This is a genomic window from Pseudoalteromonas sp. NSLLW24, assembly GCF_015864725.1.
Lineage (GTDB): Bacteria > Pseudomonadota > Gammaproteobacteria > Enterobacterales > Alteromonadaceae > Pseudoalteromonas > Pseudoalteromonas arctica.
Window position 1 is genome coordinate 25,219 of sequence record NZ_JADYWQ010000009.1, and the last position, 12,701, is coordinate 37,919.

The following is a 12,701-nucleotide window of genomic DNA, read 5'->3' on the forward strand; positions in this document are numbered from 1 at the left end:
TTTAAACCAGCAACCAAGTAGCAGTACCTAAAAAGGCGAATATACCCACAATATCTGTCACCGTGGTTAGCACCACACTCCCTGCAAGTGCTGGGTCTATATTCATTCTTTTAAGAATAATAGGGATACTCGCACCAGCAACACCTGCCACCACTAAGTTCATAAACATAGCGAAGGCGAGTACGCCACCAAGCATAAAGTCCCACTGCCATAGGGCAATAACACCTGCTATTAACAACGACCACAAAACACCGTTTAACGCGCCAATAGCAAGCTCTTTCATCATCAAGAAACGTTGGTTTGTTTGATTTATATGACCTACCGCAATACCACGAATAACAAGCGTTAATGATTGGCTACCTGCAACACCGCCCATAGAAGGGACAATACCGTTAAGTACAGCTAAAATAGGTAAAACATCTAAAGTGCCTTCAAAAAAGCTAGCTACAAAAGCAGCTGCAAGTGCAGTTAGTAAGTTGACACCTAACCAAACTGAGCGTTTTTTAGAGCTTTTTAGTACTGGCGCAAAGGTATCTTCTTCATCATCAAGGCCGGCTAAGCCCAATAAACTATGCTCAGCATCTTCGCGGATTACGTCAACGATGTCATCGATAGTGACACGGCCAAGGAGCTGATCGTTATCATCGACTACGGGGGCCGATATCCAATTATGACGTTCAAATAATTGCGCGACTTCACTTTCATCCATAGAGATTGGAATGGATTCACAATCTTCATCCATTAAATCGCGAACAATTTTTTCTGGCGGGTTAGTTAATAATGTACTCAGCGATAAAGCGCCTATAAAGCAGTTATGCTTATCAACAACGTACAAGTCATCGGTACCTTCTGGTAACTCGCCACGTAGCCTAATATACCTAAGTACAACATCAAGCGTAACATCAGGGCGAATGGTCACCGTATCGGTGTTCATTAGCGCGCCAGCAGAACGCTCTTGATACGAAAGTGCTTGTGTTGCACGTTCACGGTCTTGAATGTCCATCGCGCTAACAACGTCTTTATAAACGGTGTCCGGCAGACTACGTAATACTTCACCTAAGTCATCGTGGCCCATATCTTCTGTTGCGGCTGCAATGTGCTTAGGTTCCATTTGGGCAATAATGCCTAAACGAACATCTTCTGAGAGTTCTTCAAGAACATCACCTTGCACATCAGGATCAACCAACTGCCAAAGGAGTCGGCGAATTTTATGTGGTGATGATTCTAATAATAATGCGGTATCACAAGGAGCTGTTTTTGCGAGCATGCGCCTAACTTGAACAAATTGACCACTATTGAGTGACTTAGTCACCTGTTTTAGTTGCTGTAGTGGGTAATCTTGTTCAAAAGCTTCAGGCATTGGCGTCCTTTATAAATTCTTATATTACTTTATGGGGAGAGGTGAGTTAACTGGCGTCACTAACCGTATTTATTTTATATATCTGTTTTAGTTGGGGCATTAGTAATGCGAGCATTATTTTTATAACTGTTTATTCTTGTTCATTAAAACGTTGTGCTATTAATTCTCCAACAGCGTGTAAAGCTTGCTCAGAATCGGGGCCTTTACATACAACTTTTACTTCTTTGCCTTGGCTACTTTCAAGTAACATTAGTGCAAGTACGCTATCGCCTGCGGCTTCTTTGTCATCTTGAAATAATGTAATTGTCGCATCAAACTGCACTGCCAATTGGGCAAGCACGGTGGCTGCTCTGGCATGCAATCCTAATTTGTTTTTTATTAAAAAAGTGTCTTCACAATGCATAACTTACTCTACCTAAGCTGAACAGGTGATTATTCAGCTATATTATTTTTCTTGTTCGCGATGGCGAATTTTCACATTGGGATGTGTCATTGCAAAACTTTCACCGATAGTTTGCGCTAAATATACAGAGCGATGTTGTCCGCCTGTACACCCAATGGCAATGGTTAAATAACTGCGGTTATTTCGCTCTAAGTGCGGTAACCATGTTTGTACAAATGTTTGAATTTGCCATGTGAATTTTTGCACTATGCTGTGATTGGCCAAATAATCTTTAACAGGTTGATCTAACCCATTTAAAGGTTTTAATTCAGGTTCCCAATGTGGATTGGGTAAAAAGCGTGCATCAAATACGTAATCTGCTTCTTTTGGTATACCGTATTTAAAACCAAACGATTCAAACGTGACAATCAGTTGCTTATCTTTTTTACCTAAAATCTTTTCACGAATAGATTCAGCAAGTTGATGAACGCTTAAATCAGTTGTATCTATCATAAAGTCGGCGCGGGTGATTAATACATCAAGTAATTCTTTTTCTTTTTTGATGGCTAAATCAAGAGGCAACGAGTCAATTGATAGTGGGTGTAATCTACGAGTTTCAGAAAAACGTTTGATCAATGTTTGATCGTCGCTATCTAAATAAAATAACGTAGGTTTTGCAAAGCCAGGCAAGTATTCAAGAATATCGTTAAATTCATCTTGTTGTTTAGGGATGTTCCGCACATCAATGCTAACAGCAATTTTATCATAGCTATCAGACACACTGCGAACTAATGAAGGAAGCAAGTTAACTGGAATATTATCTACGCAATAATAACCTAAATCTTCTACAACGCGTAAAGCAACCGACTTTCCAGAACCAGAACGGCCGCTTATGATAATTAACTCCATTTAACACCCTTTATAAAACTATGATTGATTGACAATAACTTGGTAAAGCTCAGTATCTGATTTTGCACTGCGTAACTGTTTACAAAAATCTTTATTGTTTAGTTTATCAGCAATGGTTGCTAGAGTCTTTAAGTGCTGCTGGTTATCGCCATCTGGTACGATGAGTGCGACGAAAATATCAACAGGGCGATTATCGATTGCATCAAAATTTATTGGAGTTTCGCTAACGAGTACTAAAGCCAAAGGCTCTTCTGCACCGCTCATTCTTCCATGAGGAATGGCAATGCCACGCCCTATACCTGTACTACCCAATTTTTCTCTGCTCATTAAAGCATTAAGAATATCTTGTTGCGGTAAATACGGAAGTTTGTCGTGAGCAAGTTCGCTAATGAACTCTAAAATTCTTTTTTTGCTATTAAAAAGGACCGCAGCTTTGCTGCAGTCCTGGCATATAAGTGAGCTTAATTTCATCATATTAGTGTCGAGCAAGCTTCTCTTTGTGTTTAATTACTTGTCGATCGAGCTTGTCGATCAACGAGTCAATGGCGGCATACATATCTTGATGTTCTGTAGAGGCAAATAACTCAGCACCGCTTACGTGTATGGTGGCTTCTGCTTTTTGATTTAATTTTTCTACATCGAGAATGACATGAACATTATTAATATGATCAGAGTGTCTTTCTAGCTTCGCAAATTTGGTATTAATATAGTCTCTTAGTGAATCGGTTAATTCTACGTGACGACCAGTTAAGTTTAGTTGCATAAGCATTACCCTCTTTTTTTGCGTCTTAAATCAAACTTTTACGTTGATTTGACGGTGGAATAGCCAGAGATTCGCGGTATTTTGCGATTGTACGTCTCGCTACTTTAATTCCTTGCTCAGCCAATATATCCGCTATTTTGCTATCACTCAATGGTTTTGCTGAGTTTTCTGCTGCGATTAATTTTCGGATAAGCGCACGGATTGCTGTAGATGAACATTCACCACCGTTTTCGGTGCTTACATGGCTTGAGAAAAAGTATTTAAGCTCAAATATACCACGGGGTGTGTGCATATACTTTTGGGTTGTTACGCGCGAAATTGTTGATTCGTGCATTTCTACCATTTCAGCAACATCATTTAAAACCATTGGTTTCATGGCTTCAGGACCGTGTTCAAAAAAGCCTTGTTGTTGTTTAACAATACAATTTGTTACTTTTAATAGCGTGTCGTTTCTACTTTCTAAGCTTTTAATAAACCATTTAGCTTCTTGTAAATGCGAGCGAATAAACTGGCTGTCACCACTGGATTTTACAGTGCGAGACATTGCCGCGTATTGGCTATTAACACGAATTTTAGGCATGCTATCTGGGTTTAACTCAACAACCCAGCGGCCTTTAATTTTTTTAACTGACACATCAGGAATAACATACTCAGATTCTTCTCTTACAATAGTATCTGCAGGTTTAGGGCTAAGAGTATGTATTAATGTCATTACTTCTTTAAGCTCTTCTTCTTTGAGCTTAGTTTTCTTCATTAATGTACGATAGTCACGAGCAGCTAATAAATCAATATGCTCGGTTAAAATCATTTTTGTTTCATTAATGTAAGGTGTTTCTTTATCAAACTGGTTAAGCTGAATACACAAACACTCTTGTAAGCTACGTGCAGCAATGCCTACAGGATCAAACAGTTGGATGCGTTTTAATACAGCTTCAATTTCATCAAGTTCGACTTCGTTATCATCTTCGTTTTCTTGATTAAAGCTTTCTAAAATCTCTTCGCAGCTTAGTGTTAAAATACCTGAGTCATCGACGGCTTCTACAATAGCAATAGCAATAGCTTCGTCTGTAGGGCTAAATGGCGTTAGTTGTAACTGCCACATTAAATACTCATGGAGCGTTTCAGTAGAGGCGCCTTGGTATATTGATTCGTCTTCAGGCATCGGACCCGATGATGCTGCTGGGGCGGCACTCATGTACTCATCCCAACTAACATCCATAGCCATGTCGTCACTTAGCGTGTCTTTTGCAAGTGCTTCACCACTATCTTGTTCGTATTCGCTTGGAGCATCATCGGCAGATGCGCTAACAGTTATGTCATCTGTATCTGCTTTTTGCTCGTTTTTACCTGCAGCGTCTTCTGAATAGTCTGCTTCTTCAACCTCTAATAGCGGGTTGCTGTCGAGAGCTTCTTGTATTTCTTGCTGGAGATCCAATGTACTGAGTTGCAACAAACGAATAGCTTGTTGCAGCTGTGGAGTCATTGTAAGTTGCTGGCCCATGCGCAGCTGTAGTGATTGCCTCATGTATCTCTAACAATCCTTTTATGTTGTTATAATTAATACTAGCAGATGCTTAAAGACATGGCGTAAATGTTACAGCCTAAATTGCTCGCCTAAGTAAACATCGCGTACTGTTTTATCATTTAATACGTGTTCTGGAGTACCTGATGCAATCAGCTCCCCATGAGAAACAATGTAGGCTTTTTCACAAACATCAAGGGTTTCTCTTACGTTATGATCGGTAATTAATACACCAATCCCACGATTTTTAAGATGTTCTATTATTTTCTTTATGTCTAATACCGAAATCGGGTCAACACCTGCAAATGGTTCATCCAGTAATATAAATTTAGGATCTGCTGCCAGCGCACGTGCTATTTCAACACGACGACGTTCGCCACCCGACAATGCCATACCTTGGCTATCACGAATGTGTTGTATGCTAAATTCATCTAATAATTTATCGAGAGTGTCTTCTCTAGCTTGTTTATTTAACTCTTTGCGCGTTTCTAAAATGGCCATTAAGTTTTGATAAACAGTCAGCTTTCTGAATATTGAAGACTCTTGCGGTAAGTAGCCAATGCCTAATCTAGCACGACTATGCATAGGTAAAAGAGTAATATCGTTATCGTCTATCGATATTTTACCTTTGTCGCTAGGTACAAGTCCTACTATCATATAAAACGTGGTAGTTTTACCTGCGCCGTTAGGGCCAAGTAAGCCAACAATACTGCCAGCTTTGACTTCAAGGCCGACGTTTTTTACAACTTCACGGCCTTTATAGCTCTTTGCTAATAGCTCTGCTTTTAATGTGCTCATGGTTGACCTTTGTCGCTTTTTTTACTTTTTTTAGTCTCGATTGGTACTAAAATTGTGTGAACGCGGTCAGTTGAGTTTTCATCTTTTTCGGCACTGATTAGCTGCTGCTCTATATCGTAGGTAATGCTTTTAGCATTTATTTTTTGTCCCGCTTGCGATACTTGTGCATTACCAACAAGCGTTAAAAAACGCTTAGATACATCATAACGTACTTCGTCAGCACTGGCGCTCATAGTCGTGCCATCTGATTGCTTTTCTTCAAAGTGCGCAGGGCTACCTGTAGCAATTAATAATTGTTTATTATCGCCAAGTTCATCGCGTTTATGTACTTCTAAGCGGTCGGCTGTGATACGGCGGTTACCGTGAATAATTTCAACGTTTTTCTCAAAAATCCCGACATTAGCTTTTAATTGGCCTTCTTGCTTATCGGCGCTTATTGAAATTTGATTTGCAGCCGGTTGCGTGTTTTGCTCTGCAGCACTACTATTAAACGCTAGTATAAGTGTAGGAATAATAAGTGATTTTAATATTTTATTGGTCATAATATATGGTTCGCGTATGGTTAATTAGTTTTATCACTTCGGTTTTTAAGTCGGCTTCTAGGCCTTTACCAGTGATTTTTAAATTGGGTCCAGTGATAATAACGGGTTGCTCCGAACGCATTGTTAATAGCTTTATATCTACCTGAATATTATCAGCATTGATTTTGTCTATCATGGCGTTATCGGTTAAGTTTTTGGCAACCACATTGCCTTCTAAAATTAATTGTTTGTCTTCGTATAATGTTGCTTCGTCTGCATTTATTTGCCACGTTTGCTTTTCGTTATATAAAGTAAAAATAGGTTTTTCAAAAAACGTAAAACCTAATTGTTGATATAGCTCCATTTTAGCCGCAGTGACTTTGTGGCTAATTTTACCTTGTTCGTCATAGGCTGTTTGTTTGAGTTCTATGGCTATGTAATCAGGCTTGGCAATAACTTCAGGCTCAGTCTGAGGCACAATATTTGTTTGTGTAAAATAAGGGTACCAAAGCCAAACCATACAGCTAATGAATAAAACGCTTAATATTATGCGCGCTGCATTCATGAACTAGTGCCTTGTGTAGTCAATGCTTTACCATTTTCAAGCATAAGTAAGTCGGTGAGCTCTCTTACTGCACCAAAGCCGCCAGGCATTTGCGTTACATAGTGTGATAAACGTTTAATAAGTGGATGGGCATCATTTACTGCAACAGCAAAGCCGACTAATTCCATAACGGGCATGTCAGGACCATCATCACCGATATAAGCAATTTGTTCATCGCTAAGGTTGAGTTTGTCTTTTAATTCTTGATAGGCAATGAGCTTATTTTCTTGGCCTTGATAAATATGCTGTACGGTTAAGCTGCTCATACGTTGTTGCACTATTTGTGAATGACGACCAGTAATTACAGCCACTTCAAAGCCACTGTTTATAAGCGCTTTAATGCCAAAACCATCTTTTGTATTAAATGCTTTTAGCTCTTCACCTTGATTACCAAGATAAATACGGCCATCAGAAAATACACCATCAATATCGCATATAAGTAGCTTTACTTTTTTAGCGCGTGCTTTTGCATCATCGCTCAGCGGTTGATAGAGTTCTTCAAATTGCATTTATAACACTCCTGCTTTTAATAGGTCTTGCATGTTTAATGCGCCAATAGGTTGGTTTTTCTCATTGACGACGATTAAGCCATTTATACGTTTGTGTTCCATAATATTAAGCGCTTCAGCGGCTAAAATATCTTGTGTAGCCGTAGTACATGACTTAGTCATAACAACATCTATTTGTGTTGTATGAATATCAATTCTTTGCTCTAAAATACGACGCAAATCGCCATCGGTAAATAATCCCACGAGCTGCTGATTTTCATCAACAATGGCTGTCATGCCTAAACCTTTAGCAGACATTTCAATAAGGGCATCTTTAACTGTTTGTGAAACGCTAATAATAGGTGTATTTGCGCCGCTGTGCATAACATCTTTTAAAGTAAGTAATAAGCGCTTGCCTAAACTACCACCTGGGTGAGATAGCGCGAAGTCATCAGCTGTAAACCCGCGAGCTTCTAATAATGCAACTGCCATGGCATCGCCCATCGCAAGCGTTGCAGTGGTACTTGATGTAGGAGCTAGACCCAATGAACAGGCTTCTTTTTCTACTTTAATACACACATGTACATTAGCAAGGGTCGCCATGGTTGATTGCGTATTGCCAGTCATCGATATCATTTTGGCACCAAGTCGTTTTAAAACCGGAATGATATTTAAAACTTCGCTGGTCTCCCCTGAATTAGAAATAAGCATAACCACGTCATTTTTAGTGATCATCCCTAAATCACCATGACTTGCTTCACCAGGGTGAACAAAAAATGCTGGACTGCCAGTGCTTGCAAGGGTTGCCGCTATTTTATTGCCAATATGACCTGATTTACCCATACCAATGACAATAATACGGCCTTCGCAGTCGTACATTAATTGGCACGCGTTATGAAAGTTTTCATCTACATATTGTGCAATATCACTAAGTGCTTGGCGTTCAACATCTAAAACGCGAAGGCCTTGTTCAATAAAATTTAGCGTTGCCATCATTTACCCTACTTGACTAAAAATATACCCTTGGTAACCCAAAAATGCTATTAGCAATAAGCCGCCTTCTACTCTATTGATACGTTGGGTGCCTCTAAAGTTCAATGACATAATAATAAGAGCAAGTGTTGCGCCAATCATAATTAATACGTCTCGGCTTACTAATGATGGGTCAATGGCAGAAGGGTTAATAATACCGGCAAGTGGTAATACCGCTAGAATATTAAATATGTTTGAGCCAACAATATTACCTAGTGCTAAATCATCTTCATTTTTAAGTACACCTGCAACCGAAGCGGCAAGTTCAGGCAAACTAGTACCGATGGCAATAATTGTTAAGCCAATGACTAAGTCGCTTAAGCCGAAGTATTTAGCAATATCGACAGCCGAACCTATTAAAAAATGAGAGCTAACAGGTAGGAGTATCATGCCGACAACTAACCAAAATACCGCTTTTTTCGTAGGTACATCGTTTGGTACATCGTCGCAGGCTTCTGAGACAAATGGGTCATCTTGGTTTTTTGCACGCATAGATACAATAATTAACCCACCGATGAATACGATAAAGCCAACCAAAAGTGCAACACCTTCATTAAATGAAAAGTAGTTATCTGAGAACACATACCAAGTAGCTAAAGATACGAGCATCACTAATGGCATTTCACGTTTTAATGTACTTGATGAAACTGAAAGAGGGCGAAATAGAGCAGTGATACCTAACACAAGTAAAATGTTTGTAATATTAGAGCCAACAGCATTGCCAACCGCTGTGTCGGTTTTGTTAGCCAGAGCGGCAGAGGCTGAAACCATCATTTCGGGTGCTGAAGAGCCCATAGCTACCACGGTTAAACCAACAATAAGTGTAGGTACACCAAAGTTTTTAGCAAGAGCCGCAGCGCCATAAACAAACCTGTCTGCACTCCAAACAAGAGCTGCAAAACCAAGAATTAAAATAACAAACGAGGTAACCATTGTGTTAAGCCAGTTATACAAAATACGGATGGCGCGAATAGTAACAAAAGCCAAGATGAAAGTATAAATAAAAGAGTAAGGTCAACTAGGTAACAATGCTGCTTTTAAACAGCTAATTTAAAAATTTAAGCCGGGGTTAAGCTGTTTTGAGCGAGTCTTATAATCCTTTTCATGGGTGTATTACAAAATCTTACGAATTGTTTTTTCCATCTTTGACAAAAAAGCTTTAAAATAGGCGCACTAGTGAACATTTTTATGGAGAGCGACTTGTCGCAATCAATAGTAGAAGTCAAGGATGTTAGCTTTTCGAGAGGCAATAGAACTATATATAAAAATATGAGTTTTAGCGTTCCTAAAGGTAAAATTACTGCGATCATGGGGCCAAGCGGAATTGGCAAAACCACTATGTTGCGTTTAATTGGTGGTCAGCTTAAACCAGATTCAGGTGATATTTTATTTGAAGGTGGCAGCATTCCTAAAATGTCTCGTAAAGAGTTATACGAAGCACGTACTAAAATGAGCATGCTTTTTCAAAGTGGTGCGCTGTTTACTGATATGTCGGTATTTGACAATATTGCATTTCCTATAAGAGAGCACACAAAGCTAAGTGAAGACCTTATTCGATTAGTTGTATTAATGAAATTGCAAGCGGTTGGGCTACGTGGCGCTAAAGATTTAATGCCCTCTGAGTTGTCCGGCGGTATGGCAAGGCGTGCTGCACTTGCGCGCGCTATAGCACTTGATCCTGAGCTAATCATGTACGATGAGCCATTTGCAGGACAAGATCCTATTTCGATGGGCGTATTGGTTAAGCTAATTAAGTCGCTTAACGAAGTATTGAGTTTATCGTCTTTAATTGTGACACACGATGTGACAGAGGTAATGAGTATTGCCGATCACGTTATAATTATCGCCGATCAAGGTGTAATTGGTTGTGGTACTCCTGATGAAATGCGCAATCATGAATCTCCTTTAGTTCAACAGTTTTTAAAAGGCTTGTCGGATGGTCCAGTACCATTTCATTTTCCGGCTCAAGCTTATGCAGACGAACTACTTGGAGAAAAAGCATAATGTTGGATTTATTTCAAAAGCTAGGGCATAAAACGCTAGGACGTTTTGCGGCTCTTGGCCGTTCGGCTTATATGCTATTTAGTGCGCTTGCGCATGTTCCTAATTTTAAAAAAGGCACACCGTTACTTGTTCGCCAACTTTATATGGTCGGTTCGCAATCGTTGCTGATTATTATGGTGTCGGGTTTGTTTATCGGCATGGTGTTGGCTCTACAAGGTTACACCGTATTAGTTGGTTATGGCGCTGAGGATAGTTTAGGGCCGTTAGTGGCACTGAGTTTATTGCGAGAACTGGGCCCGGTTGTTACTGCATTACTATTTGCAGGACGCGCAGGTAGCGCATTGACTGCTGAAATTGGCTTAATGAAAGCAACAGAGCAACTTTCATCACTTGAGATGATGGCAATCGATCCGCTAAAACGTATTATTGCACCGCGCTTTTGGGCGGGTTTTATAAGCATGCCATTGCTTGCATTGATATTTTCAGCCGTAGCAATCATAGGCGCTCATTTAGTGGGTGTAGATTGGCTGGGGGTTGATACAGGTAGTTTTTGGTCAATCATGCAATCACAAGTGTCGTTTCAGCAAGACATACTAAACGGTATTATTAAGAGTTTTGTATTTGCCATAGTGGTGACCTGGATTGCGCTTTATAAAGGATATGACTGTGTGCCGACCTCAGAAGGGATCAGCAAAGCAACCACCGAAACGGTTGTTCATTCGTCATTAGCAGTTTTAGGTTTTGACTTTATTTTGACAGCGGTAATGTTTACCAGCTAATAGGGTATAGATAATGAATTCACGGAAATTAGAAATTTTAGTTGGTTTTTTTGTAGCACTTGGCATTTTAGCTTTTGCGATGCTCGCACTTAAAGTTGCCAATTCAGGTATTAGTGGCTCTGGCGAAACATATACGCTTAATGCCAAGTTTGAAAACATTGGCTCATTAAAAGCACGTGCACCAGTAAAAGTAGGTGGTGTTGTAATTGGTCGTGTTGAATCAATTTATGTTCACCCACAAGAATTTTTACCAGTGGTAAACATGACCATTGATGCACAGTATTTATGTCGTTTTTCAGACACAAGCTCAATCTCTATTTTAACGTCGGGTATTTTAGGTGAGCAGTACTTAGGTATTCACCCTGTCATTTCTCCAGATTCGGCTAAACAACGTTGTTTAGGCGAAACAGTGACTGAAAACAAGCAAGATGAAGCAATTGACGATTTGTTTGGTGTGGAAAGTAAAGCACTAGGTGATGGCGATTCAATTACTGACACTAAGTCTGCCATTGTACTTGAAGAATTAATCGGGCAGTTTTTATTCAACCAAGGTAGTGAGTAATTATTATGTTGAAAAAGTTTTTAGCTATTGTAGCAATTGGCACAATGACGCTAACTCAAAGCGTAAGTGCAGCAGATGTGAAATTAATCGATCCAAATAAAATGGTACGCCAAGTTGCTGATAATACATTTGCACGTATTAAAAAAGATCAGCCATTAATTGTTAAAAATCAAGAGCATCTTCGCGTAATCGTTGAAGAAGAATTAATGCCTTATATCGACTACAAATATGCAGCACTTCGCGTACTAGGTAGTGAAGTATCTAAAGTACGTGCAATTACCGACGAAGCTGAAAAAGCCAAAGCAATTAAAGAAATTCAACGCTTTATTGGTGTTTTTAGAGAGTATTTAGTTGCTACTTATGCAGGTGTATTCACTCAATATACAAACCAAAAAGTTGAGTTTGGTGCAGAACAAGCATTTAAAGGCAAAGATGTCGTTGTCGTTAAAACTAAAATTATTGAAGATGGTAAACCTGATATCAGAATCGATTTTAAAGTACGCGAAGACCGTGACGGTGAATGGCGCGCGTACGATATGATTGCTGAAGGTATTAGTTTACTAGATGCAAAACAAAGTGAGCTACAAGGTATTTTGCGTCAGCAAGGTATTGATAATGTAAGTAACCTTTTAGAGCAAAAGAGTCAGCTACCAGTTCAGTTTAGAGGCAGTAACTCGAATGACTAAATTGGCAATAAGCCAAGTTGATGGACAACATTTTCGAGTAAACGGTGAGCTTACTCGAAATTCAATTGGCGATGAACAGCTTCTGAACAACAAGCTATTAACCAAGCATAAAATCATCTATTTCGACCTAAGTGGTGTATCTAGGGTTGACACAGCGGGCTTAGCTTGGTTAATTCACTCTTTTGCAGAATTAAAGCAGCAAGGCATTCGCCTTGAATTGCAAAACCTACCTGAGCAATTGCAAAATTTAATGCAATTGGGTCAGGTTACAACCCTATTTGAGTGAGAGTT

17 protein-coding genes are annotated in these 12,701 nt (G+C 39.5%); 5 read left to right on the forward strand and 12 right to left on the reverse strand.

What is annotated here, in order from left to right:
- Window position 1 precedes the first annotated feature (1 nt).
- The 12 genes from mgtE to I6E72_RS11025 form a co-directional block, all read right to left on the reverse strand.
- Window positions 2-1,360 (reverse strand): magnesium transporter, encoded by a 1,359-nt coding sequence (mgtE, locus tag I6E72_RS10970; RefSeq protein WP_010554268.1) that lies wholly within the window; start codon window positions 1,358-1,360, stop codon window positions 2-4.
- Between the two features lie 130 nt (window positions 1,361-1,490).
- Window positions 1,491-1,763: an HPr family phosphocarrier protein gene (locus tag I6E72_RS10975; RefSeq protein ID WP_002957937.1), complete on the reverse strand. Its 273-nt coding sequence runs from the start codon at window positions 1,761-1,763 to the stop codon at window positions 1,491-1,493.
- 42 nt (window positions 1,764-1,805) lie between these two features.
- Window positions 1,806-2,651, reverse strand: a complete 846-nt coding sequence (rapZ, locus tag I6E72_RS10980; protein WP_010554269.1) for an RNase adapter RapZ — start codon at window positions 2,649-2,651, stop codon at window positions 1,806-1,808.
- A gap of 18 nt (window positions 2,652-2,669) precedes the next feature.
- On the reverse strand, window positions 2,670-3,122 hold the full coding sequence (ptsN, locus tag I6E72_RS10985) for a PTS IIA-like nitrogen regulatory protein PtsN (protein WP_024590190.1): 453 nt from the start codon (window positions 3,120-3,122) through the stop codon (window positions 2,670-2,672).
- A gap of 4 nt (window positions 3,123-3,126) precedes the next feature.
- Window positions 3,127-3,414 (reverse strand): ribosome hibernation promoting factor, encoded by a 288-nt coding sequence (gene hpf, locus I6E72_RS10990; protein WP_007580301.1) that lies wholly within the window; start codon window positions 3,412-3,414, stop codon window positions 3,127-3,129.
- Window positions 3,415-3,439: 25 nt separating this feature from the next.
- Entirely contained in the window at window positions 3,440-4,939 is a 1,500-nt protein-coding gene (locus I6E72_RS10995) for an RNA polymerase factor sigma-54 (protein WP_007580303.1), read from the reverse strand.
- Window positions 4,940-5,008: 69 nt separating this feature from the next.
- Window positions 5,009-5,734: an LPS export ABC transporter ATP-binding protein gene (gene lptB, locus I6E72_RS11000; RefSeq protein ID WP_007580304.1), complete on the reverse strand. Its 726-nt coding sequence runs from the start codon at window positions 5,732-5,734 to the stop codon at window positions 5,009-5,011.
- Window positions 5,731-6,276, reverse strand: a complete 546-nt coding sequence (gene lptA, locus I6E72_RS11005) for a lipopolysaccharide transport periplasmic protein LptA (RefSeq protein ID WP_024590191.1) — start codon at window positions 6,274-6,276, stop codon at window positions 5,731-5,733. The genes lptB and lptA overlap by 4 nt, the downstream gene beginning before the upstream one ends.
- Entirely contained in the window at window positions 6,266-6,820 is a 555-nt protein-coding gene (gene lptC, locus I6E72_RS11010; protein WP_007580308.1) for an LPS export ABC transporter periplasmic protein LptC, read from the reverse strand. Before lptC ends, lptA begins: the two co-directional genes overlap by 11 nt.
- Complete coding sequence (gene kdsC, locus I6E72_RS11015) at window positions 6,817-7,368, reverse strand: 3-deoxy-manno-octulosonate-8-phosphatase KdsC (protein WP_007580311.1); 552 nt, start codon at window positions 7,366-7,368, stop codon at window positions 6,817-6,819. Before kdsC ends, lptC begins: the two co-directional genes overlap by 4 nt.
- Window positions 7,369-8,340: a KpsF/GutQ family sugar-phosphate isomerase gene (locus I6E72_RS11020; protein ID WP_024607452.1), complete on the reverse strand. Its 972-nt coding sequence runs from the start codon at window positions 8,338-8,340 to the stop codon at window positions 7,369-7,371. It abuts the gene before it with no gap.
- Window positions 8,341-8,343: 3 nt separating this feature from the next.
- A complete protein-coding gene (locus I6E72_RS11025; protein ID WP_024607453.1) occupies window positions 8,344-9,312 on the reverse strand; it encodes a calcium/sodium antiporter in 969 nt (322 codons plus the stop codon).
- A gap of 255 nt (window positions 9,313-9,567) precedes the next feature.
- Between I6E72_RS11025 and I6E72_RS11030 the strand changes: the two genes are divergently transcribed.
- The 5 genes from I6E72_RS11030 to I6E72_RS11050 are packed head-to-tail and all read left to right on the forward strand — an operon-like array spanning window position 9,568 to window position 12,696.
- Window positions 9,568-10,383, forward strand: a complete 816-nt coding sequence (locus tag I6E72_RS11030) for an ATP-binding cassette domain-containing protein (RefSeq protein WP_076916424.1) — start codon at window positions 9,568-9,570, stop codon at window positions 10,381-10,383.
- Window positions 10,383-11,162, forward strand: a complete 780-nt coding sequence (mlaE, locus tag I6E72_RS11035; protein WP_002957949.1) for a lipid asymmetry maintenance ABC transporter permease subunit MlaE — start codon at window positions 10,383-10,385, stop codon at window positions 11,160-11,162. The genes I6E72_RS11030 and mlaE overlap by 1 nt, the downstream gene beginning before the upstream one ends.
- Before the next feature lie 13 nt (window positions 11,163-11,175).
- Entirely contained in the window at window positions 11,176-11,724 is a 549-nt protein-coding gene (gene mlaD, locus I6E72_RS11040; protein WP_002957950.1) for an outer membrane lipid asymmetry maintenance protein MlaD, read from the forward strand.
- 5 nt (window positions 11,725-11,729) lie between these two features.
- Entirely contained in the window at window positions 11,730-12,410 is a 681-nt protein-coding gene (locus tag I6E72_RS11045) for an MlaC/ttg2D family ABC transporter substrate-binding protein (RefSeq protein ID WP_007580315.1), read from the forward strand.
- Window positions 12,403-12,696, forward strand: coding sequence for an STAS domain-containing protein (locus tag I6E72_RS11050; protein ID WP_010554274.1), 294 nt, complete (start codon window positions 12,403-12,405; stop codon window positions 12,694-12,696). Before I6E72_RS11045 ends, I6E72_RS11050 begins: the two co-directional genes overlap by 8 nt.
- The last annotated feature ends 5 nt before the right edge of the window (window positions 12,697-12,701 follow it).